The sequence below is a fragment of the Streptomyces sp. NPDC045701 genome (assembly GCF_056432045.1).
Genome location: NZ_JBWKJV010000009.1, coordinates 148,618 through 169,996 on the forward strand (window position 1 = coordinate 148,618; position 21,379 = coordinate 169,996).

At 73.5% G+C, this 21,379-nt stretch carries 21 protein-coding genes; 12 read left to right on the forward strand and 9 right to left on the reverse strand.

Going from position 1 to position 21,379, the window contains the following annotated elements; translation table 11 throughout:
* The 6 genes from AC07DW_RS13705 to AC07DW_RS13730 form a co-directional block, all read right to left on the reverse strand.
* On the reverse strand, window positions 1-1,500 hold the full coding sequence (locus AC07DW_RS13705) for a penicillin-binding transpeptidase domain-containing protein (RefSeq protein WP_478857828.1): 1,500 nt from the start codon (window positions 1,498-1,500) through the stop codon (window positions 1-3).
* On the reverse strand, window positions 1,497-2,876 hold the full coding sequence (locus AC07DW_RS13710; protein ID WP_478857829.1) for an FtsW/RodA/SpoVE family cell cycle protein: 1,380 nt from the start codon (window positions 2,874-2,876) through the stop codon (window positions 1,497-1,499). Before AC07DW_RS13710 ends, AC07DW_RS13705 begins: the two co-directional genes overlap by 4 nt.
* A gap of 139 nt (window positions 2,877-3,015) precedes the next feature.
* On the reverse strand, window positions 3,016-4,311 hold the full coding sequence (locus tag AC07DW_RS13715) for an ATP-binding protein (RefSeq protein WP_478857830.1): 1,296 nt from the start codon (window positions 4,309-4,311) through the stop codon (window positions 3,016-3,018).
* Window positions 4,311-5,039, reverse strand: coding sequence for a hypothetical protein (locus tag AC07DW_RS13720; protein ID WP_478857831.1), 729 nt, complete (start codon window positions 5,037-5,039; stop codon window positions 4,311-4,313). Before AC07DW_RS13720 ends, AC07DW_RS13715 begins: the two co-directional genes overlap by 1 nt.
* 151 nt (window positions 5,040-5,190) lie before the next feature.
* On the reverse strand, window positions 5,191-5,436 hold the full coding sequence (locus AC07DW_RS13725; protein ID WP_478857832.1) for a zinc-ribbon domain-containing protein: 246 nt from the start codon (window positions 5,434-5,436) through the stop codon (window positions 5,191-5,193).
* A complete protein-coding gene (locus tag AC07DW_RS13730; RefSeq protein WP_478857833.1) occupies window positions 5,433-7,625 on the reverse strand; it encodes a PBS lyase in 2,193 nt (730 codons plus the stop codon). The genes AC07DW_RS13725 and AC07DW_RS13730 overlap by 4 nt, the downstream gene beginning before the upstream one ends.
* A 259-nt stretch (window positions 7,626-7,884) precedes the next feature.
* On the opposite strand from AC07DW_RS13730, the gene AC07DW_RS13735 reads away from it, so the two are divergent.
* Window positions 7,885-8,688, forward strand: a complete 804-nt coding sequence (locus tag AC07DW_RS13735) for a nuclease-related domain-containing protein (RefSeq protein WP_478857834.1) — start codon at window positions 7,885-7,887, stop codon at window positions 8,686-8,688.
* 31 nt (window positions 8,689-8,719) lie between these two features.
* Here the strand turns inward: AC07DW_RS13735 and AC07DW_RS13740 are convergent, their stop codons facing one another.
* Together AC07DW_RS13740 and ligD are read right to left on the reverse strand one after the other, a co-directional pair.
* Window positions 8,720-9,625: an ATP-dependent DNA ligase gene (locus AC07DW_RS13740; protein ID WP_478857835.1), complete on the reverse strand. Its 906-nt coding sequence runs from the start codon at window positions 9,623-9,625 to the stop codon at window positions 8,720-8,722.
* Window positions 9,622-10,506, reverse strand: a complete 885-nt coding sequence (gene ligD / locus AC07DW_RS13745; RefSeq protein ID WP_478857836.1) for a non-homologous end-joining DNA ligase — start codon at window positions 10,504-10,506, stop codon at window positions 9,622-9,624. The genes AC07DW_RS13740 and ligD overlap by 4 nt, the downstream gene beginning before the upstream one ends.
* 40 nt (window positions 10,507-10,546) lie before the next feature.
* Here ligD and ku point away from each other — a divergent pair, with 40 nt between their 5' ends.
* From ku to AC07DW_RS13775, 6 genes are all read left to right on the forward strand, one after another.
* Entirely contained in the window at window positions 10,547-11,569 is a 1,023-nt protein-coding gene (gene ku, locus AC07DW_RS13750) for a non-homologous end joining protein Ku (RefSeq protein WP_478857837.1), read from the forward strand.
* Window positions 11,570-11,883: 314 nt separating this feature from the next.
* Window positions 11,884-13,104, forward strand: coding sequence for a glycogen synthase (gene glgA, locus AC07DW_RS13755; protein ID WP_478857838.1), 1,221 nt, complete (start codon window positions 11,884-11,886; stop codon window positions 13,102-13,104).
* A gap of 176 nt (window positions 13,105-13,280) precedes the next feature.
* Entirely contained in the window at window positions 13,281-13,988 is a 708-nt protein-coding gene (locus tag AC07DW_RS13760) for an SDR family oxidoreductase (protein ID WP_478857839.1), read from the forward strand.
* Window positions 13,989-14,016: 28 nt separating this feature from the next.
* A complete protein-coding gene (locus AC07DW_RS13765) occupies window positions 14,017-14,499 on the forward strand; it encodes a nuclear transport factor 2 family protein (RefSeq protein WP_478857840.1) in 483 nt (160 codons plus the stop codon).
* A gap of 27 nt (window positions 14,500-14,526) precedes the next feature.
* On the forward strand, window positions 14,527-15,036 hold the full coding sequence (locus AC07DW_RS13770; protein WP_478857841.1) for a nuclear transport factor 2 family protein: 510 nt from the start codon (window positions 14,527-14,529) through the stop codon (window positions 15,034-15,036).
* A 44-nt stretch (window positions 15,037-15,080) separates the two neighbouring features.
* Window positions 15,081-16,334, forward strand: a complete 1,254-nt coding sequence (locus tag AC07DW_RS13775; protein ID WP_478857842.1) for an MFS transporter — start codon at window positions 15,081-15,083, stop codon at window positions 16,332-16,334.
* A 63-nt stretch (window positions 16,335-16,397) separates the two neighbouring features.
* Here the strand turns inward: AC07DW_RS13775 and AC07DW_RS13780 are convergent, their stop codons facing one another.
* On the reverse strand, window positions 16,398-17,402 hold the full coding sequence (locus tag AC07DW_RS13780) for an SMP-30/gluconolactonase/LRE family protein (protein WP_478857843.1): 1,005 nt from the start codon (window positions 17,400-17,402) through the stop codon (window positions 16,398-16,400).
* 343 nt (window positions 17,403-17,745) lie between these two features.
* On the opposite strand from AC07DW_RS13780, the gene AC07DW_RS13785 reads away from it, so the two are divergent.
* The 5 genes from AC07DW_RS13785 (at window position 17,746) to AC07DW_RS13805 (ending at window position 21,323) form a co-directional block, all read left to right on the forward strand.
* The gene (locus AC07DW_RS13785; RefSeq protein ID WP_478857844.1) at window positions 17,746-18,948 is read left to right on the forward strand and encodes a low temperature requirement protein A; all 1,203 of its coding nucleotides are present in this window, start codon (window positions 17,746-17,748) and stop codon (window positions 18,946-18,948) included.
* Entirely contained in the window at window positions 18,945-19,406 is a 462-nt protein-coding gene (locus AC07DW_RS13790) for a nuclear transport factor 2 family protein (protein ID WP_478857845.1), read from the forward strand. Before AC07DW_RS13785 ends, AC07DW_RS13790 begins: the two co-directional genes overlap by 4 nt.
* A 124-nt stretch (window positions 19,407-19,530) precedes the next feature.
* On the forward strand, window positions 19,531-19,977 hold the full coding sequence (locus AC07DW_RS13795; protein WP_478857846.1) for a nuclear transport factor 2 family protein: 447 nt from the start codon (window positions 19,531-19,533) through the stop codon (window positions 19,975-19,977).
* Complete coding sequence (locus tag AC07DW_RS13800; RefSeq protein WP_478857847.1) at window positions 19,977-21,011, forward strand: ankyrin repeat domain-containing protein; 1,035 nt, start codon at window positions 19,977-19,979, stop codon at window positions 21,009-21,011. Before AC07DW_RS13795 ends, AC07DW_RS13800 begins: the two co-directional genes overlap by 1 nt.
* Before the next feature lie 3 nt (window positions 21,012-21,014).
* The gene (locus AC07DW_RS13805) at window positions 21,015-21,323 is read left to right on the forward strand and encodes a muconolactone Delta-isomerase (protein WP_064071883.1); all 309 of its coding nucleotides are present in this window, start codon (window positions 21,015-21,017) and stop codon (window positions 21,321-21,323) included.
* The last annotated feature ends 56 nt before the right edge of the window (window positions 21,324-21,379 follow it).

Consider the following 21,379-nt stretch of genomic DNA (forward strand, 5'->3'; position numbering starts at 1 on the left):
TCACGGGCCGCCCGCACCGGGGCGGTCGGCACCGCGCCGCTCCTCCTCCCGCAGCGCCTCCTCCATCACCGACCGGGCGATCGGGGCCGCGCTGCCGCCGCCGCTGATGTCCTCCCGGTTGGCGGAGGCGTCCTCCACGACCACCGCCACCGCCACCGCCGGGCGGCCCGTGCCCTCCGCCTGCGCCCAGCCGATGAACCAGGCGTACGGCGTACCGGTGTTGCCCACGCCGTGCTGCGCCGTGCCGGTCTTCCCGCCGACCCGGGCGCCCGGAATGGCCGCGTTGCTGCCCGAGCCGCCGTCGACGACGTCCACCATCAGCTCCTGGAGCCGCAGCGCCGTCGGCGGCAGCATCGCCTGCCGGTAGCCGCGGCGGACGTGCTGCGTCACGGTGTCGCCGTCGGAGGTCGTCGTCCGGTCCACCAGGTGCGGGTGGGCGATCTCGCCGCCGTTGGCGACCGCCGCGGCGACCATCGCCATCTGGAGCGGGGTGGCCCTGGTGTCGTACTGGCCGATGGCGGAGAGCGCGAGCCGGTCCGGGGTCAGCCCGTTGTCGAAGTTGGACCTGGCCACCGCCGACGGCACGCGCAGCGAGCCGTCGTTGAAGCCGAAGCGCGTCACCGCGTCGAGCATCCCGGCGGCCCCCACCTTCACCCCGAGGTGGGCCATCACGGTGTTGCACGACCAGCGGATCGCGTACGCCAGCGAGGCGTTGCCGCACCCCTTCGCCTCGTTGGGCAGCACGGTGCGGGTGCCCGGCAGCAGGTACGGCTCGGGGGCGCCGGTCGGCGCGTCGACGTCCGTGACGATCCCCGCGTCCATCGCGGCCGCCGCGGTCACGATCTTGAACGTGGAGCCGGGCGGATAGGTCTGCCGCAGTGCCCGGTTGAGCATCGGCTGGTCCGGCGCCGCGTTGAGCCGGGCCCACGCCGCGGCCACCTCGCCGCCGGTCCCGGACAGCAGGCCGGGGTCGTACGAGGGGCTGCTCACCAGCGCCAGGATGCGGCCGCTGGACGGTTCGAGGGCGGCGACCGCGCCGCGCCGGCCGCCGAGCCCCTCGTACGCGACGCGCTGCAACGGTTCACTGATGGTGGTGACGACGTTCCCGCCCGGCGGCCGGGTGCGGCTGAGGTCGTGCCAGAAGGGGAGGAGCGCCAGCGTCGGGCTCGTACCGGACAGGACGGCGTCCTCGGCGTGCTCCAGCAGCGTGGTCCCGTACGTCTGCGAGGCGTGCCCGGTCACCGGGGCGTACAGCGGGCCGTCGGTGTACGTGCGCTCGTGGCGGAGTTGCTCACCGGTGTCCTTCGAGCCGGTGACCGGCGTGCCGTCGACGACGATGTCGCCGCGCGGCTCGGCGTAACGGGCCATGACGGGCCGCCGGTTGGCCGGGTTCTTGTCCAGCGACGGCGCCTCGAAGACCTGGACCCGGGCGGCGTTCACCAGCAGGGCGGCGAGCAGGAGCAGGCACAGGAGAGCGGCGTGCCGGATGCAGGGGATCACCGGACCTCCGTCGTGACGGGCAGGATGGCGCCGGGCTCGACGCCCCCGGGTTCGGGGACGCGGGCGAAGTCGCTGACCCGGATCAGGAGCGCCACGATGATCCAGTTGGTGACGACCGACGAGCCGCCCTGCGCCAGGAACGGCATGGCCATGCCGGTCAGCGGGATCAGGCCCATGACCCCGCCGGCGATGACGAACACCTGGAGCGCCGGGATGGACGAGAGGCCGGTCGCCAGGAGCCTGCCGAACGGGTCGCGCAGCGCGAGGCCGGTCCGGAAGCCACGGGCCACGAGCAGGGCGTACAGCAGGAACACCGCGGTCAGCCCGGCCAGACCCAGCTCCTCGCCGGCGGTGGCCAGGATGAAGTCGGACTTGGCGGCGAAGCCGATCAGGACGGAGTCGCCGAGCCCCAGGCCCGTGCCGAGCACCCCGCCCGCGGCGAAGGCGAACAGCGACTGGGCGAGCTGGCCGGGGCCGCGGCCCGCTTCGATGGAGGCGAACGGGTGGAGCCAGTCCTCGACCCGGCCGTGGACGTGGGGTTCGAGGCCGCCGACCACGAACGCCCCGGCCGCCGCCAGCAGCAGCCCCACGGCCACCCAGCCGGTGCGGCCGGTGGCCACGTACAGCAGGATCACGAACAGCCCGAAGAACAGCAGCGAGGTGCCGAGGTCGCGCTCCAGCACCAGCACTCCGACGCTCACCAGCCAGATCGCGACGACCGGTCCGAGGACCCGCCCGGTGGGCAACTGCACGCCCCAGACACGGCGGCCGGTGTGGGCGAGGGCGTGGCGGTTGGCGGCGAGGTACGCGGCGAAGAAGACGGCCAGCAGGATCTTGGCGAACTCGCCCGGCTGGAACGAGAGGCCGCCGACCCGGATCCAGATCTTCGCGCCGTTGACGGCCGGGAAGAAGATCGGCACCAGCAGCAACAGCAGGGCGGCGGCGACCGACACGTACGCGTAGCCCTGGAGGGTCCGGTGGTCGCGCAGCAGGACGACCACCGCGATGAAGAGCGCGACGCCGAGCGTGGACCACACCAGCTGCGTGGGTGCGGCGTGGTCGGCGGGGGTCTCCAGGTCGAGACGGTAGATGAGCACCAGGCCGAGGCCGTTGAGCAGGACGGCGATGGGCAGCAGGAGCGGATCGGCGTACGGGGCGCGGAGGCGGACCGCCAGGTGCGCCAGCAGCGCCAGGAACCCGAGTCCGGCGCCGTACGCGGCGGCGTCCGGTGGGACGGCGCCGTTGCGTGCGAGGCCGACGTCGATGTAGCCGAGCACGGAGATGAGGACGCCCCCGATGAGGAGCGACAGCTCCACCCCCCGGCGCTTGTGCAGACGCAGCCCGGGCGGCGGGGCGTCGGCCCTCGTTGCGGTCATGCACGGCAACGTAGCAAGCGGTGAGGCATATGTCCCTTATGTCACACCTGACACGGTCCGCCCTGGCATCCCGCCGCGCCCGTGCCCCACCCACCGTCCGCCCGGAGGGGCGCCGCGCCGCCGGACACGCCGGGGCGCGTCAGACGTGGCCGGGCGCGACGGGGGCGGGCCCGCCGGGATCCGGGTCGTCCCGGTACTCGGCCAGCGTCAGGCGGGCCTCCGCGCCGCCGCCGGGTGCGTTGCCGAAGCGGAGCTCCGCGCCGATGACCGACGCCTGGCCCGCCGCGATGGTCAGGCCCAGGCCGTGGCCCTTGCTGCCGCTCTCCGTACGGAACCGCTGCGGGCCGTGCTCCAGGAGGTACTCCGGGTACCCCGGCCCGTGGTCGCGGACCGTCAGCACCGGGCCGTCCACCGTCAGGGTGACCGGCGCCCGGCCGTGCTTGTGGGCGTTGGCCACCAGGTTGCCCAGCACCCGCTCCAAGCGCCGCTTGTCCGTCTCGACCCGGGCGTCCCGCACGATCCGCACCTCCGTGTCCGTGCCCGACGCCCGCACCACCCGCCGCGCCAGCGGGCCGAGCTCGTACACGTCCAGGTCGACCTTCTCGGTACGCGTGTCCAGGCGCGAGATCTCCAGCAGGTCCTCCGTGAGCGCCCGCATCGCCTTCACCCGGTCCCGCACCAGCTCCGCGGGCCGCCCGGGCGGCAGCAGCTCGGCCGCCGCCGACAGCCCGGTCAGCGGCGTACGCAACTCGTGCGCCACGTCCGCCGTGAAGCGCTGCTCGCTCAGCAGCTTGCCCTGGAGGCTGGACGCCATCGTGTCCAGGGCGCCCGACACCGTCGCCACCTCGTCCTCCGGGCGCGCCGGGTCCCATGTACGGCGGTCGTTGACACGCGCGTCCAGGTCGCCCGCGCTGATCCGCCGCGCCACCTGCGCCGTCAGGTGCAGCCGCCGGGTCACCCGGGTCACCGCGAACGAGCCGACCAGCAGCGTCGCCCCGATGGCCAGGACGGAGGAGCCCACGATCGCCTTGTCCAGCCCGCTGATGGTGCCCGCGCTCAACGAGTAGTCCACCCGCACCGCCAGCGCCCGGCCGTCGGCGGGGCCCGCCGCCCACATGGCGGGCCGCCCCGCCGGGTCGTCGGCGACCACCGTGCCGCGCTCCCCCCGGACCGCCGTCGCCCGCAGCGCGGACGGCAGGCCGTCCGGATCGACGCCCGCGTACGGCGGCAACGGCTCGCCCGCCTCGTACGCGTGCGTCACCTCCTCCAGGCGGTCCAGCGCCTTCTCCCGTGCCGTGTCCACCGTCTGCCGGGTGACCGACACGTGCACCAGCGCGCCCAGCAGGGCGGCCAGCGCGCAGCACATCACCGTGATGAAGACCCCGGCCTTCCACGTCAGGGTCGCCATCCAGGCCGGCGGCCGGGGGCGCCGCATCACGCACCGCCCGAGGGGGAAGGGCTGCTCCGCCCCGGCGGCACCGGCTTCACGCGGACGATCTCGTCCCGCGTCGGGAGCAGCGTCCGCTGCTGGGCGTCCCAGGACCACGCGGTGCGGTACTCGTAGCCCGGGATGCCCGCCGAGACCACCCGTACGACCAGGTTCCGGCCCGCGAGCTGCACGCCCGCGAGCTGCACGCCCACGACCTGGTCGACGGTCGACATGATCCGGGTCAGGCCGCCCTTCTCGGGCATGTACACGCGCAGGCCGGTCTGTTGGTCGGGCATGCGGATGCCGACGACCAGCTCGTCCTTGCCGTCCCCGGTGAGGTCCCGGTAGTACGGCGTCATCACCGGGCACCGCCTCGGCTCGGTCCGGCACGCGCGGATACGCCCCGCCGTCTCCTCGTACATCCCGTCGGGGCCGCTGTACTCGTCCGGGTGCGCGGCCACCTCGGCCCGCACGACGTCCACCGGGTCGACCCGGTGGACGTCGTCGCCGGGGGCACTGACGCCGGGCACTCGCGCGCTGTCGCTCTCGCCGTAGTCGTACGGCGGCGCCGTGACCGGCGGCATGTCGGGCCACAGCCGGACCGGGCCTACGGCCGTCGGTGTGGGGCCGGCGCTCCGCAGCTCGCCCGCGTCGCCGCATCCCGCCAGCAACAGCGCGGTCACGGCCGCGCAGGGCAGCACAGCCGCGTACACGGCCGGGCGGTGCGGTCTCACGGTGCTCCCGTCTGTGCGGCGCCGGAGGCCGGCGGCTGGTCGTCCCGTCAACCTTATGCGGACGGAAGTCCCTTTTGTCGACCCGGCCAGGTCGTCGCCCACCCGCGGCACATCACCCGCGTCACGGCACCCGCGTCACCGCACCCCCGCGTCACCGCACGCGCGAGCCGCCCGACAGCATCCGGTCGGCCTGGTCCCGCGCCACCCGCTGCTCCGCGCCGCAGAACGAGCACTGCGTCGTGTACGACGTGGACACCGGGAAGAGCGGCACGAAGAACAGCGTGAACTTGGTGGTCCTCTTCCGCAGCGCGTGCGCCGCGGGGTTGCCGCACCGCCCGCACACCAGCGTGAGCACCGCCAGCTGCCGGAGGTACCCCTTCGTCCCGAAGATGATCATGCGGTGTTCTCCTCCCGGGAGTGGCCCAGCGCCCGCCGGCACAGCGCCAGCAGCTTCTCGTCCTGGTGGACGTCGTGGTCACCCGACGAGCCCTCCGACACGTTGTGCCGACGCGCGCGGGACAGCTCCGCCCGCAGCAGCGGGGCCGCCTCCGCCGGTACGCACCCCAGCTCCGCGAGGCACCCGGCGATCTCCACGCGCGTGTGCCGGTTCTCCCTCCATGCTCCCACCAGCACCGGCCCGGCCTCCCGCACGTCGCCGGTCGCCCGGCACAGCGCCACGGCCGCGTCCACCCGCAGCCACACCCCGGGCGCCGCCAGGCACGCCCGCAGCTCCGGAACCGCCGCCCCGGCCGCCCGGCCGATCGCGCCCACCGCCCTGGCCGCCTCCCGCCGGTGCGCCGCGTCCGGCGCCAGCAGCAGGCCACGCAGCCGGGGCAGTACGGCACCGGCGTCGCCCGCCACCGCCCACAGCGCACGGGCCGCCGACGTCGCCACCGCCACCGACCGGTCGTCCAGCAGCGCCCGCAGGTCACCCGCCGCCCCGCCCGCCGCCGGCCCGAACGCGGCCAGCGCCCGCAGCGACGACTCCACCACCCACTCCCGGCGGAACGCGGGCGCCCCGCGCAGCACCCGCAGCACCTCCGGCAGCGCCTCCGAGGCACCCAGGCGCGCCAGCGCCCGCAGCAGCGGGCCGGCCTCCTCGCCGAGCCCCTCGTCCAGCGGCAGCCCGCCGAGCCGGCGCCGCAGCGCGGGCACCAGCGGGGCACCGGCCTCACCCAAATGGGTGATCGCGTAGCCGAGCCGGCCGTCCAGGCCCGGCTGCTCCAGGGCGCGGGCCAGCGCCGGCACCGCCCGGGCGTCACCGGTACGGGTGAGGGCGAGCAGCGCGCTGCCCTTCCCCGCCCGGCCGCCCGTCCGCTCCGGCGCCCAGGGGACCGGGTCGGCCGCCACCCTGGCCGCCAGCGCGTCCGCCGCCGGGCGGGCCACCTCGAACAGGCCCTCAAGCCAGCTCACGGCGGCCTCGCGCAGCCGGGGCTCCGGGTCGCCCAGCTGCGCCCCGACGAGCCGCACCACCTCGTCGTACGCCCCCCGCCACGTACGCACCAGGCCACCGCACATCCACACCGCGTCCGCCCGCTGGTCCCGGTCGGGGCTGCGCAGCTGGGCGGTGACCAGCGCGATCCGGTCCTCCACCCGGTCGTCCAGGGCGCTGTGCAGGGTCCGCAGCAGGTCGTCGGCCCACGCCGAGCCGCGCCCGGCCCGCTGCTCCTCGCGCAACTCCCGTACCCGGCCCACCAGGATGGGCGAGCCGGGCCGCAGCTCGGCCGCGTCCGGCGGCTCGGTCAGTTCCGCGAGGACGGCCAGGTCGGTGAGGTCCGGGCGGCACGCCACGGCGGCCAGGTCCTCCAGGCCGCCCAGCGGCGCCGGCCGGCCGCCGCGCCGCCCCGGTGCCTCCCGCAGCCGGCGCAGCAGTTCCGTCACCGTCACCACGACGTCCCGGGGCAGCCGGGCGGGGGCGCACCGGGCCAGTTGGGCGAGGGCGGACAGGCGCAGGGCCGGGTCCTGGGCGGCGTCGGTGAGCCAGCCGAGCCAGTCGGCGATCTCGTCCCGCAGCGACTCGTACCGCAGGGCGATCCGGCCAACGGCCTCCACCAGCGCGAGCCGCACCTCGGTGTCCGTCTCGGTGGTCAGCCGCTCGCGCAGCAGGATCAGCACCCGCGCGGGGTCCCGGTGCAGCGAGGCGAGCGCACCCGGTGCCGCGAGGCGCACCTCCCGGTCGGCGTCCCCGACGAGCGCGAGGAACACGTCCGCGCCGGCGGCGACGGCGGCGGCCGCCATCGCGTAGTTCGCCGCGTCCTCGAACTCCTCGTCCTCCGGGTCGAGATCGTCCAGCTCGTCGTCGCCGCCCAGGTCGATACCGCCGATGCTGGTCAGCAGCTCGATGACGCAGCCGCGGTCCTGGACCTCCGGCCGGGCCACCAGTTCCAGCAGGAAGGGGATGCAGGCGAGCGTCGAGTCGTACACGTCGCCCTGGTGGTGCACCGTCCCGTACATGCCGTCGAGCGCGACCTCCCGCTCCACCGGATCGGGAGACGCGAGCCCGCGCAGCAGGCCGGGCACGTCGTCGGCCGGACCGTAGGCATGACCCAGCGAGGCCCAGTCGACCTCGTCGATCCCCGTGAACATGCCGTCCCTCCCCGCGAAACACTGCACTTGGGGGCAATAGTGCACCACACCGCCGATGGCGATGCCCCGGCAATCGGACACGCTCCGGCACGGTCGCCCACCAGGCTCCTGCCCGCCTCCCGTCCTCGTAAGGCCCCTCCTTCCGTCCTCGTAGGGCCCGTTCTCCCGCCCCCGCGCGGCCTCTTCCTCCGCCCCGTCGGGCTCCTTGTCTTGCTCCCGCGCGGTGCGGCTGTTCCCATGGGCGTGGGGGTGATGGGGCATGAGCGCACTGCGCGTCACACCGGCCGGCCAGGGAGGCCGGGACCGGCTGTGGGTCAGCCTGCCGGACGGCCGGAGCATCGCCTGGTACGACCCGGACGGCGGCCGGATCAGCCTGCTGTCCGAGGCGTACGAGGACGACGTCCTGGCCGCGCTCGCGCCCTACGTCACCGGCGAGGTCACGGTCGGGCCGCCGCCCGTCCTCCCCACCGCCTCCGAGCTGGCTCGCCTGGCCCTCCACCCCGACGACGACCTGGCCCCCAACCGTCCCGGCGAGGCCCTGCGCGGCGTGCTCGACGGCCTCCCGCGGCGCCGTTTCGCGCGCTCCGACCCGCGACCGGCGGAGCTGGCGGCACAGCAGCGGATCGGTGACGCGCTCGACGGACTGGAGGGGGCGGGCTGGCGGGTCCTGCACTGCGTACCGCTGCCGGGCGCCGCGCGGATCGACCACCTGGCGATCGGCCCGGCCGGGGTGTTCGTGGTGCGTACGGTCGCGGCGCGCGGACGTCGGGTGCGGATCGCCGATCCGGTGGTCGCGGTCGGCCGCGCGGAGCCCCTGCCGCACCTGCGCCGGCTGCGCCAGGCCGCCGCCCGGGCCGCGCACGTGCTGGCCACGGGCGTGCGCCCGGTCCTCGCGGTCGCCGGTCCCGGACGGCTGGAGGTGCCGCTCGGCCTCGACGGCGTACGGGTGCTGCGGGACGGCGAGATCCCGTCCCTGGGGCGTCTGGGCGGGGTACTGAAACCGGCGGAGGTGGACTCCCTGTACGCGACGGCCCGCGACCGCCGGACGTGGTCGGCGGCGTAGGGGTACGGACGCGGGAAGGCGCGGGCACGGCTCAGAGCTCGTCCTTCAGCCGCAGCACGGTGGTCACCGTGTGGCGGGTCGTGCCGGTGGCGACCTCCGCCGTCAGGTGCGGCGGCACGGACCGGTAGGGCACCTCCCCCAGGCCGACGGCCGTCGCGGTGCCCGGTGCGCCGGGGGTGAGCGCGGTGAGCGCGGCACCGGCGCGGGCGCGCAGCGCGGGTGTCAGGGGGCTGGAGACGACCGGGGTGTCGTCGTCGGGCAGGACCAGCACCAGGGACGCGGGCCGCTGCCGGCTCCCGGTGAAGCCGACGACCACCGCGTCCCGGGTGTCGGTGTGCCGGAGCTTGCGCCACGCGCGCGTGCCGGCCTTGTAGGGCTGGTCCAGGCGCTTGACCACCAGCCCCTCCACGCCGATCCCGGGCAGCGTCTCGTACCAGGTCGCGGCGAGCTCCGGGTCGGTGGTCATCGGGACGGGCTGGATCGGCGGGCCCAGGTCCGCGAGCAGATCCACCAGCCGTTCCCGGCGCACCGCGTAGGGCCGGGGGCGCAGGTCGGTGCCGCCCGCCGCAAGGATGTCGAAGGCGGCGTACGAGGCGGGCAGCCGCGCGGCGAGCCCCGGCGCCCGCCCGGCGGTCGCGGCGGCCCTGCCCTGGACGGCGGCGAAGTCGATGCGCCCCTCCCGCCAGACGACGACCTCGCCGTCCAGCACCGTGCCGTCCGGCAGGTCCCGGGCGGCGGCGGCCAGATCGGGGAACGCGGCGGTGACGATCCGTCCCGAGCGGGCCTGGAGGACCACCCCGTCGTCGTGCCGGAAGACCACCATCCGGTGGCCGTCGAACTTGGGTTCGTACGCGAGTCCCGGCTCGCGCGGCAGCGTGCCCACCGACCGGGCGAGGGCGACCTTCAGGGGCGGCCTCGGGCGCGGCTCCGGCGTCACGGCAGCCGCCCGGCCCGGTCCGGGTCCAGCAGGGGCGCCAGCAGGTCGCCGTGGTCCTGGAGGCGGGGGGCCATGTCCGCCATGAGGAACGCCAGCTGCCCGGGGTTGCCGCAGGACTCGACCTCCTCCCAGGTCACCGGTGCCGAGGCGGCCGGTTCGCGGCGGGCGCGCAGGGTGTAGGGGGCGGCGGTGGTCTTGGCGGCGTTGTTCTGGCTGTGGTCCACGAAGACCTTGCCGGGCCGCAGGGCCTTGGTCATCCGGTGCACGACCAGGGCCGGGAGCTCGGCCTCGGCCTCGACGGCGAGCTGCTTCGCGTACGCCTGGACCCGCTCGGAGGGGGCCGGCTCCAGCGGCACGTACAGGTGCATGCCCTTGGCGCCGGACGTCTTGGCGTACGCCTCCAGACCGTCCGACGCGAGGCGCTCCCGGAGCCAGAGCGCGACCTCGCAGCACTCCACGACGGTGGCGGGCGGGCCGGGGTCCAGGTCGAGGACGAGCCGGTCCGCGAGGGCGGGGGCGTCGGCCAGCCACTGGGGGGTGTGGAGCTCCACGACCAGGTTCGCCGCCCACATCAGGGACGGGAGGTCCTGGAGGAGCACCTGGCGGGCGTTCTTGTCCTCCGACCGGGGGACGGAGACGGTTTTCACCCAGGAGGGTGTGCCGGGCGGCGGGTTCTTGGTGAAGAACAGCTGGCCGTCGGGGCCGTCCGGGTAGCGGAGGAACGACAGGGGGCGGCCCAGCAGGTGGGGGAGGAGGCAGGGCGCGACGGTGGCGTAGTAGTGCAGGATCTCGCCCTTGGTGGTCCCGGTGGCGGGGTGGATGACCTTCTCCAGGTTGCTGAGCGCCAGGCGCCGCCCCTCCACCTCCGTGATCGGCGTCATACGATGAGAATCCCACGAATCAGGACGAAAGGGATGAAACGTGCGGTCCATCTGGAATGGCGCCATCTCATTCGGTCTGGTCAGCATCCCCATCAAGCTGGTGAACGCGACCGAGAACCGGTCCATCTCCTTCCGGCAGATCCACACGGAGGACGGCGGCCGGATCCGCTACCGCAAGGTGTGCGAGCTGGACGGCGAGGAGGTGTCGTCGGACGAGATCGGCAAGGCGTACGAAGAGGCCGACGGGACCATGATCCCGATCACCGACGAGGACCTGGCCTCGCTGCCGTTGCCGACCGCGAAGACGATCGAGATCGTCGCGTTCGTCCCGGCGGCGCAGATCGACCCGCTGCAGATCGACACGGCGTACTACCTGTCGGCCAACGGCGTGCCGGCCGCGAAGCCCTACACGCTGCTGCGGGAGGCGCTCAAGCGCAGCGAGCGGGTCGCGATCGCGAAGTTCGCGCTGCGCGGGCGCGAGCGGCTGGGGATGCTGCGGGTCGTCGACGACGTCATCGCCATGCACGGGTTGCTGTGGCCGGACGAGATCCGCCGCCCCGAGGGCGTGGCCCCGGACACCTCGGTGACGGTCCGCGAGGCCGAACTGGACCTGGCGGACGCCCTGATGGACACCCTCGGCGAGGTCGACATCGAATCGCTGCACGACGACTACCGGACGGCGGTGGAGGAGATGATCGCCGCGAAGGCGGAGGGAACCGAGGTCGCGGCGCCCAAGGAGGAACGGCCCGGCGGCCAGGTCATCGACCTGATGGCGGCGCTGGAGAGCAGCGTAAGGGCGGCCCGGGAGGCCCGTGGGGAGGGCGGACCGGAGGCGGAGGTGCACGAGCTGTCCGGCCGCAAGAAGACCGCCGCCGCAGCCCGCAGCGCGCCCAAGGAGAGCGGTACGAAGAAGTCCACGGCCAAGTCGGCCGCCGCGAAGAAGGCGGCGCCGGCCCGCAAGTCCACCTCCAAGACGGCCGCGAGCGGCAAGGCGGCGGAGAAGAAGACCACCGCGAAGAAGGCCACCCCGAAGAAGACCCCGCCCCGCAAACGCGCCTCCTGATGCCCCGGGCCGGCCGCCCCCCGCTGGGCGCCCCCCGCCGGGTGCCGCCGCGCCGGGCACGCGCCGGGGACCCGCCCGGCACCCCGCACCGGCGTCCGCCCTCCGCCGGCGGCGACCCCGTCGGGGCGGCCCCGCCCGCCGGGCTCCGCCACACCGTGCGGGTGGCCGGATTGGCTACCGTCCGGAGCAGGGGGGACTGCGGCGGGGGAACGACCGCCCCGCCGTACCGCCGCCGTGGGCCCTCCGCTGTCGCCGCGCCGCCGAACGGGGCGTGGCAGCACCGTCTTTCAGGCCCTCGACGTCAGGAAGTACGCATGAATTCCCCAGCACCCCGTACCCCGCCCGCCATACGCGTCGACCTGCTCACCCGGGAGTACCCGCCCGAGATCTACGGCGGCGCCGGAGTCCACGTCGGGGAGCTCGCCCAGGAGCTGCGCGCGCTGGTCGACCTGCGGGTGCACTGCTTCGGGGAGCTCCGTACCGCGCCCGGTGTGACCGCGTACCGGGATCCCGAGTCGCTCGCGGGCGCCAACCCGGCCCTGCGCACCCTCGGCGTGAACGTGGAGATGGCCGCCCGCTGCGAGGGCACCGACGTGGTGCACAGCCACACCTGGTACGCCAACGCGGCCGGGCGCCTGGCGCAGGTCCTCCACGGCGTACCGCATGTGATGACCATGCACAGCCTGGAGCCGCTGCGGCCCTGGAAGGCCGAGCAACTGGGCGGCGGGTACGCGCTGTCCTCGCTGGTGGAGCGCACCGCGATCGAGGCCGCGGACGCCGTCGTCGCCGTGTCGCGCGGGATGCGCGACGACATCCTGCGCGTCTACCCCGACGTCGACCCCGACCGCGTCCACGTGGTGCACAACGGCATCGACACCACCGTCCAGCGCCCCGACCACCGGGTGGCGGCCCTGGAGCGGCACGGCGTCGACGCGACCCGGCCCATCGTGCTCTTCGTCGGCCGGGTGACCCGCCAGAAGGGGCTGCCGCAACTGCTGCGCGCCGCCTTCGAACTGGACCCGGCCGCGCAACTGGTGCTGTGCTGCGGGCAGCCCGACACCCCCGAGATCGCGGCGGAGACGGCCGCGCTGGTCGACGAACTGAGCCGGGTGCGCGGCGGGGTGGTCCGCGTCGACGGCATGCTCGACCCGGAGTCGCTGCGCCAGTTCCTCACGCACGCGACGGTGTTCGTCTGCCCGTCGCTGTACGAACCGATGGGCATCGTCAACCTGGAGGCCATGGCGTGCGGCACGGCGGTCGTCGCCACCGCCACCGGCGGCATCCCCGAGGTCGTCGCCGACGGGGAGACCGGGCTGCTCGTTCCGATCGAACAGAAGCGGGACGGCACCGGCACGCCGCTCGACGAGCAGCGATTCGCCTCCGACCTGGCGGCGGCCGTCAACCGGCTGCTCGCCGATCCGGCCCGCGCTGCCGCGATGGGCGCGGCCGGCCGGGCCCGGGCGGCGGAACGGTTCAGCTGGCAGGAGGCGACCCGCCGGGTGAACGCCGTCTACCGGCGGCTGCTCGGCCCCTGACCCACCGGCACCCGCGGCACCGACCGGCACCCGCGGCACCGACCGGCACCCGCACCACCGCCACCCGGGCCCCCGGCCATCCGCGTCCCCGGCTCCTCAACGGCCCGGGGCCGACCTCATGTTGTCGCGGCGGTGTCGTTGACCCGGCCGTACCGGCCGCCGTTAGCGTCGTCGTCATGTCCCACGCGCCGCACACAATCCGCACCGCGCTGGTCACCGGCGGCAACCGGGGGATCGGCCTGGAGACCTGCCGTCAGCTCGGCCGGGCGGGCCTCGACGTCGTCCTGGCCGCGCGCGACCCCGCACGCGGCCGGGCGGCGGCCGACCGGCTCGCCCGGCAGGGCCTGGCCGTACGGTTCGAGCAGCTCGACATCACCGACGGCGACAGCGTGCGGGCGTGCGCCGACCGGCTGGCGCACGACGGCGTGGAGGTAGACGCCCTCGTCAACAACGCGGGCGTCTACCCCACCGAGTCGTTCTTCTCGCTCGGCGAGGAGACGATGAGCCGGTCGGTCGACGTCAACCTGATGGGCGCGTTCCGCACCTGCCGGGCCTTCGTCCCGGACATGGTCCGGCGCGGCCACGGGCGGGTCGTGAACGTGTCCTCCGGCCTCGGCGCGATGACCGACAACGTCCCTTCCCCGGCCGCGTACGGCATCACCAAGGCCGCGCTCAACGCGCTCACGCTCGTCGTCTCCGCCGCCGTGCCGCCCTCGGTCAAGGTCAACGCGGTCTGCCCCGGCTGGGTCCGCACCGACATGGGCGGCTCCTGGGCGCCGACGAGCGTGGAGAAGGGGGCGGACACGGTCACCTGGCTGGCGCTGCTCCAGGACGAGGGCCCCACCGGCGGGTTCTTCCGGGAGCGCCGGCGGATCCCGTGGTGAGCGGCCACGACACACGAAGGGAAGAACGATGAAGCTCTCCTCCCGCGGCCGAGGGCGCCGCACGGCGGGAATCGTGACCGCCGCCGTACTGATCTTCGGCATCGGCGCCGCGTTCAGCAGCGACTACGTACAGGCCGCGGCGAGCGAGGCGCTGCGGTCCACGCCCCAGGCGCACGAGCCGAAGACCCTGTCCTCCCTCGACCCGGCCGTCCGCGCCTACGTGGACGCGGTCGACGCCGGGGACGCGGACGCCCTGGCCGCCGCGTTCCACGAGGACGGCACGGTCACCGACACCGGGCGCCGGTTCCAGGGGCGGGACGCCATCCGCGCCTGGGCGGCGGACGAGGTGATCGGCGGCAAGGTCACGGTGCTCGGTCACACGCCCGGCGACAACGGCCCGACCGTGCTGCTGCGGTTCGACCCCGCGGGACTGCTCGCCGGGTTCCGGGCCCGCTACACGTTCACGGTCGTGGACGGGCTCATCCACGGCGTGTCCATGAGCTATGCCTGACCACCGACCCCCTCAGGGAGAAATGTCATGAGAAAGCGTGTGATACCTCCGGTCGTCCTCACCGCCGCCCTGCTCCTCGGCGCGACCGCCTGCTCCGACGACGGCGGCGGAAGCGGCGCCGGCGAAGGCGGTACGCGGGACCGGGCGGCCGCCTCGCCCGCGCCCAGCGACACCGTCTCGCGGGTGCGTCAGTCCGCCCCGGCCGCCGCCGACGACAAGGATGCCGTCGACCCCGCCGCCCAGGCCTACGTCGACGCCGTGGCCGCCGAGGACCTCGACGCGCTGGTCGCCGCCTTCCACCCGGACGCCGAACTCACCGACGTGGGACGCCGTTTCTCCGGCCACGACGAGATCCGCCGGTGGGCGGACAACGAGGTGATCGGCGGCAGGCTCACCGTCCTGAAGAACACCCCCAAGAGCAACGGCACCACGCTCCTCGTCCGCTTCGCCCCCGGCGGCACCGGCGGCTTCGAGGCCAACTACGAGTTCGACGTCCGCGACGGACGCATCGAGAAGCTGAACCTCCAGTACGCCTGACCCGCCCGAAGAGTCGAAGACAGTCGAAGAAGAAGGGCTCCCGTATGAGCACCGCAACCGGAACCGGGCCCGCCCCGACCCGTAACAATCTCGCGCTGGCCGCACTGGGTCTCGGCGCGTTCGTCATCGGGACCGCCGAGCTCGTCGTCGTCGGCGTGCTCAGCCTGATCTCCGGCGACCTGGACATCTCCGTCAGTACGGCCGGCCTCCTGGTCACCGCGTACGCGCTCGGCGTCTCCCTCGGCGGCCCGGTCGTGAGCGCGGCGACCATCCGGCTGCCCCGGCGCACCCTGCTGTGGGCCGCCCTCGCCGTCTTCATCGCCGGCAACCTGATCGCCGTGTTCTCCGCCTCCTTCGGCCTGCTGGTGGCCGCCCGCGTGCTGTGCGGCGCCATCCACGGCCTGTACCTCGGCGCGGCGTCCACCGTGGCGACCGGCCTGGTGGCGCCCGAGCACCGGGGTCAGGCCGTCGGCCTGGTCTTCGGCGGCATCTCCGTCTCCACCGTGATCGGCGTGCCGCTGGGCACCCTGATCGGCCAGGGCCTCGGCTGGCAGGCCACCTTCGGCAGCGTCGTCGTGCTCGGCGCGCTCGCGCTGGTCGCCACGCTGGTGTGCGTGCCGCGGGTGGAGCACCGCACCGGCGACAGCCTCGGGGCGCAGGCCCGGCACGCCTTCCACCCCCGGGTGCTGGCGATGCTGGCGGCCACGGTCCTGCTGATGGGCTCCCAGTTCATCGCCTTCACCTACCTCACCCCGTTCCTGGAGGACGTCACCGGCATCTCCGGCGGCGCGGTGGGCGCCTTCCTGCTGATCTTCGGTGTCTTCAGTGCCATCGGTACGTTCGCGGGCGGCCGGTTCGCCGACATCAACGCCTCCGCCACGCTCCTGGTGGGCAACCTGGTCGTGATCGCGGCCATGGCGGCGCTGTGGGCGTTCGGCTCCAACGCCTGGCTGGTGGCGCTGGCCCTGGCCGGCTGGGGCATCGTCGGGTTCGGCGTCACCCCGTCCTTCCAGCTGCGCGTCATCTCGCTCGCCGGCGAGGGCGCCGACCTGGCGGCCACGCTCGGGGCCTCGGCGGCCAACGTGGGGGTCGCCGCGGGCGCGGCGGTCGGCGGCTGGGCCCTGGCGGCCTTCGGCACGGGCGAGGTGCCGGTCGTCGCGCTGGTCGCCGCCGTCGTCGCGCTGCCCGTGGTGTGGGCCACCCGCTTCCTGAAGGTGCCGCGGGTCCCGGCACCCGGTCCTTCCGCCGCGGACGGTCAGGACGGCGTGAGCGCCGTACCGGTGGTGACGGCCGGCTGAGCCCGGCCGCCGGACGGGCGGCGGGGGGACCGGGGCGCAACCCGGTCTCCCCGCCGTCGCGCGTCAGAACCCGGTCACGTCGGCGATGGTGAACGGGAGGTCGGCCGTGCCGCCGGCCATTTTGCCGAACTGCGAACGCACCACGTACAGGTGGCTGTTGCGGCGCACCACCGTCGTGGGCATCTCCAGCGTGGCGTCGACGACCTGGCGCTCCACGGTGAACGACGTGGCGTCGGAGTTGAGCCGCAGCCGGCTCAGGGTGTCGTTGCCGTAGTGCGCGAGCCACACGCGGCCCGACTCCAGGTGCAGCCCGTCGCCGTACTTGAGACTGACGGTGCCGGTCACCTTCTGCATGGCCCCCGATCTCAGGTCGATCCGGTACAGCCCGCCGCCGGCCGAGTCGACCGTGATCAGGTAGCCGCCCGAAGCGTCGGCCTCGATGCCGTTGAGCGTGACGGTCTTCGCCGGCTGCGGCGGTATGACGCCGGTGAGGTTGTACGCGGTGGTCAGCGTCCCACCGTTGCCGCCGGCCCCGATCGCCGTCTGGAGCTGCGCCGGGGTGACGCGGTACACCACCGCCAGGTACGAGTCGGTCACGTACGCCGTCCCGTCCGGGGCGATGTCCAGGTCGTTGAGCAGGGACACCTCGGGGGCCGACACGGTGAAGTGCGCGAGCCGCTTGCGGCCGGCGATGTCGTAGACCATCACGCCCTTGGGGTCGGTGACCCACAGCCGGCCGGCGCCGTCGACCTTGAGCCCGGCCGCCGTCGTACGGCCGTCGGCGCCGTCCGGCAGGAACACCTCGGCGGCCTTCTGGCCGGCCGGCGTGCGGTAGATCGCGCCCGTGGCGTACGAGCCGACGTAGAAGTCACCCGTCCTGCTGTCCACGGCGATGCCCTCGGGGAACGCGCGGGCGCCCGGCAGCGTGAAGGCGGTGCCCGCCACGTACTTGGCGTCGGCCATGTCGTCGTCGGCGACGGCCGTACCGGCCATGCCGGTGAGGGAGAGCAGACCGGCCAGGGAGAGCCCGGCGGCCAGCAAAGAACGGAAAGGACGAATGCGGTGCACGTGTGTCTCTCTTCTCTCGAAGGGCGGCTTCGGGCCAACCCGCCCAGGTGCGAGAGACCTTATGTTTCGGACGGCGGACTCCGGCCGGACCGCAATACCTCCGGGAAAACCTTCCGGATGGCCGGAAAGCTCAGGTGAGGACGGCGGCACGCACCGGAAAAGGGGTGCTCATCCCCGGGCCGAGGACAGCCAGACTTTCTCATGTCAAGTGCGGATTTTGCCGTTCCGCCGGAGGGGGCGCAGGAGTGCGAAAGCCGAACCGCCGATCCCTGGTGCGCGCGACCTCATGATGTCCGACCGAACTTTTCGACCCACCGCCGGACCGGCCGTTACCTTCACGACCATGTCCACGGAAGCCGTTACGAAAGGCACCCGGGAAGTCGGCGACGACGCGCCGCCGGCTGACAAGGCGCGGGTCACCACCCTGGAGCTCTTCTTCGACCTCGCGTTCGTCTTCAACTTCACCCAGCTCGCCCGGGTCTTCAGCGACCGCATGAACCCCCTCGGGGTCCTCCAGATCCTGTTGATCTTCTGGCTGCTGTGGTGGATGTACGGCGGGTACGCCTGGCTGACCAACCACGTCCCGCCGCACGGCAAGCACCAGCGACTGCTGCTGCTCCTCGGCATGGCGTCGTTCCTGGTCGTCGGGCTCACCACGCCCAACGCCTTCGACGGCGACGGCGTCGCCTTCGGCGTGGGCTACCTGCTGATCGTCAGCGTCCACGCCGCGCTGTTCGCCTTCAGCGGGCCCAGCGCCGCCCGGAACATGCTGCGCATCGCCCCCTTCCACGTCACCGGGGCGGCCCTGATCATCTGCGCCGGGTTCCTCGACGGGACACCGGTGTACCTGTGCTGGGGCGGCGCGGTGCTGCTGGAGATCCTGGCGCCGATCATCACCGGGGTCTCCGGCTTCGACCTCAAACCCGGCCACTTCGTGGAGCGCCACGGCCTGCTCATGATCATCGCGCTGGGGGACTCCTTCCTGGCGCTGGGCATCGGCACCGACGGCGCCCCGGCGGGGCTGTCGGTCGTCACCACGGCCGTGCTCATCTTCGTCATCCCGGCCTGCCTGTGGTGGGTGTACTTCAACGAGTCGGAGAAGGCCCGGCGCGCCGAGGTCGCTCTGGAGCGGCAGGACGCCACCACCCGGTCCCGCATGGCGCTGTCCGCCTTCTTCTACGCACACGTCCCCATGCTGCTGGGCCTGATCCTGATCGCCGCGGCCGTGAAGAAGACGATCGCCCACCCCTTCGCCCAGCTGCCGCTCGCGCCGTCCCTGGCGCTGGCCGGCGGTGTGGCGCTCTACCTGGTGGGCATCGCCTGGTTCCACGGAATCCTCAAGATCGGCCCGCAGCGCTTCCACTTCGCCGCCGCCGCGCTGGCCTTCCTCACCGTGCCGGCCGGCCACTTCGGCGCGGCCGTCGCCGAGGTGATGTCCCTCGGTGCCCTGATCGTCTGCGCGCTGTTCATCGAGCACCGGTGGACCGAGCAGTCGGGCCACACCTGTTACGCACCCACGGAGAATCTGGAGGTGGTCGGCCGATGAGTACCACGACGGACCGACTTGACGTCATCGACACCTGCACCCGGATGGGCTGGTACACCGACCAGCGCGACTGGGAGGCGCTGGAGCGGGTGTTCACCGACGAGGTCCGGCTCGACTACACCAGCCTCAACGGCGGCGAGCCGGCCGTCGTCCCGGCCAAGGGCCTGGTGAGCGCCTGGTCCGGACTGCTCGGCGCCTTCACCGCCACCCAGCACGTGTTCAGCAACTTCCTGGTCGACCTCGACGGTGACTCGGCCGTGTGCACGGCCATGTTCCAGGCCACGCACCGGCTGCCCAACGAGCACGGCGGCCCGCTGTGGACCCTGGGCGGCCACTACCGCTTCGCGCTCGTGCGCACCGATGACGGCTGGCGCATCGCCGACGTCGTCATGACGGCGACATGGGCCGACGGCAACCGGCAACTGCTCACGCTCGCCGCCGAGTCGCAGAAGTCTTGAGATTCCGGATTCCGGCGGCCCCGGAATCCGGAATCTCAGGAAGTCGGCGGCACATTGTTGGTGAGCGGGCGGAAACGGAATCACTATCTTCTGGGAATTCTCTCGGGCTTATCGAGGAGTACACATGAGTGACCTCACAGCAGCGACCCGCTCGGTCGCCCAGCGCTGGTTCGACGCGCTCGCCTCCGGGGATTTCGAGACCTGTCTCGGACTGCTCGCCGACGACGTCGAGTGGATCAATTACACGCCGGTCCCCGGCTACAACGACGACATGAAGTGGATCGGCGCGATCCGCGGCCGTGACGCGGTCCTCGCCAGCCTCCAGGTCTTCACCGGGGAGTGCGAGGTCAAGTTCGAGAAGCTCGTGGACCTGGTGGTCGACGGCGAAAAGGCCGCGGGTGTCATCCACGAACTGTCGGCGGTCCGGAACAACGGTGTCGAATTCGAGATCGAGTTCGTCCAGTGGCTGACCGTCCGCGACGGCAGGATCGTCCGCTGGAAGTCGTACACCGACCCGTCCCCGATCGTCCGCGCCCTGCGCGGGGACACGTCCGGACAGGTGGCCGCCTGATGAGCACCGACCTCGTCGCGGCCGTCCGCGAGCGCGACACCGCCAACGTGGCGGGGCTGCTGGTCGCCGGCGCCGACCCCTCCACCCGCGAGGCGGCCAGCGGCCTGACCGTCCTGATGATCGCCGCCGGGCAGGCCGACGCGCCGACCGTGCGGGCACTGATCGGGGCGGGCGCCGACGTCCACACCGCCGACACCCGCGCCGGGGCGACCGCCCTGCACAAGGCCTGCCAGGGCGGCAGCCTCGACGTGGTGCGCGCCCTGGTCGAGGCCGGCGCGTTCGTCGACGCCGTCGCGCCCACCACCGGCCACACCGCCCTGATGGACGCCCTCTGGTACAAGTACCCGGACATCGCCGAGTACCTGCTCGCCAAGGGCGCCTCCCTCAAGGTGTACACGCACTACGGCTTCTCGCTGGAGCAGCACTTCGCGTACGAGCTGAACGTCAACACCTTCGGCAAGGACAAGCTGCTCAAGGCCGAGGAGCACCTCAACGCGCGGCGCGCGAGCGACGAGGCGGCGGTGTCCCGGCAGGAGCTGATGGCCGCCACCGCGGAGGGCGACACCGAGCGGGTCCGCAAACTCCTGCACGAGGGCGCCGAGGTCGACGAGCGGTCCCCGTTCCTGGGCGGGTTCAACGACTGGCACACCCCGCTGCTGGTCGCCTCCCGCGACGGGCACGGCGAGATCGTCGCGCTGCTGCTCGCGGCGGGCGCGGACGTCAACGCGGTGGAGCCGACGTTCGGCGCCGTACCCCTGCACAAGGCGGTCTACAACGGCCACGCCGACATCACGGCCCAGCTCGTCGCCCGGCCCGGCATCGACCTGGACTTCCAGGGCGCGACGAACGGATACACGCCGCTGCACGACGCGCTGTGGCACGGCTACGAGGAGTGCGTCCGCATCCTCGTCGACGCCGGCGCCCGGCTCGACCTCGTCGGCCACGACGGCAAGACGCCGCTCGACCTGGCCGTGGAGGTGTTCGGCGCCGACCACGCGCTCACCGCACTGATACGCGACACCGACGGGAAGTGACCCATGCTGTTCTACGTCCAGATGAAGTGGAAGCACGAGGGACGCCTCACGCTCGACGAGCTGTGGGAGCTGGAGCAGGACGAGGCCGTCCACGCCCAGGAGACGCTCGACTCCGGTTTCTGCGTGGGGATCTGGAAGGTGGCCGCCCAGAAGCGGGTCATCGCCATCATCGACTCCCCGGACGCCGAGGAACTCGACCGCACCGCCCTGGGGCGCCTCCCCATGCGCGAGTACCTGGAGTTCGAGCAGGTCTGGCCGCTGCGCGACTACCTCGGCTTCGCCGAGGACGTCAAGCAGCGCTACAAGGTCTGACGCGGGGCCCCACCCCCGCCACGGCCCCACAGGGGCGCGCCCCCACCCCCACGGAG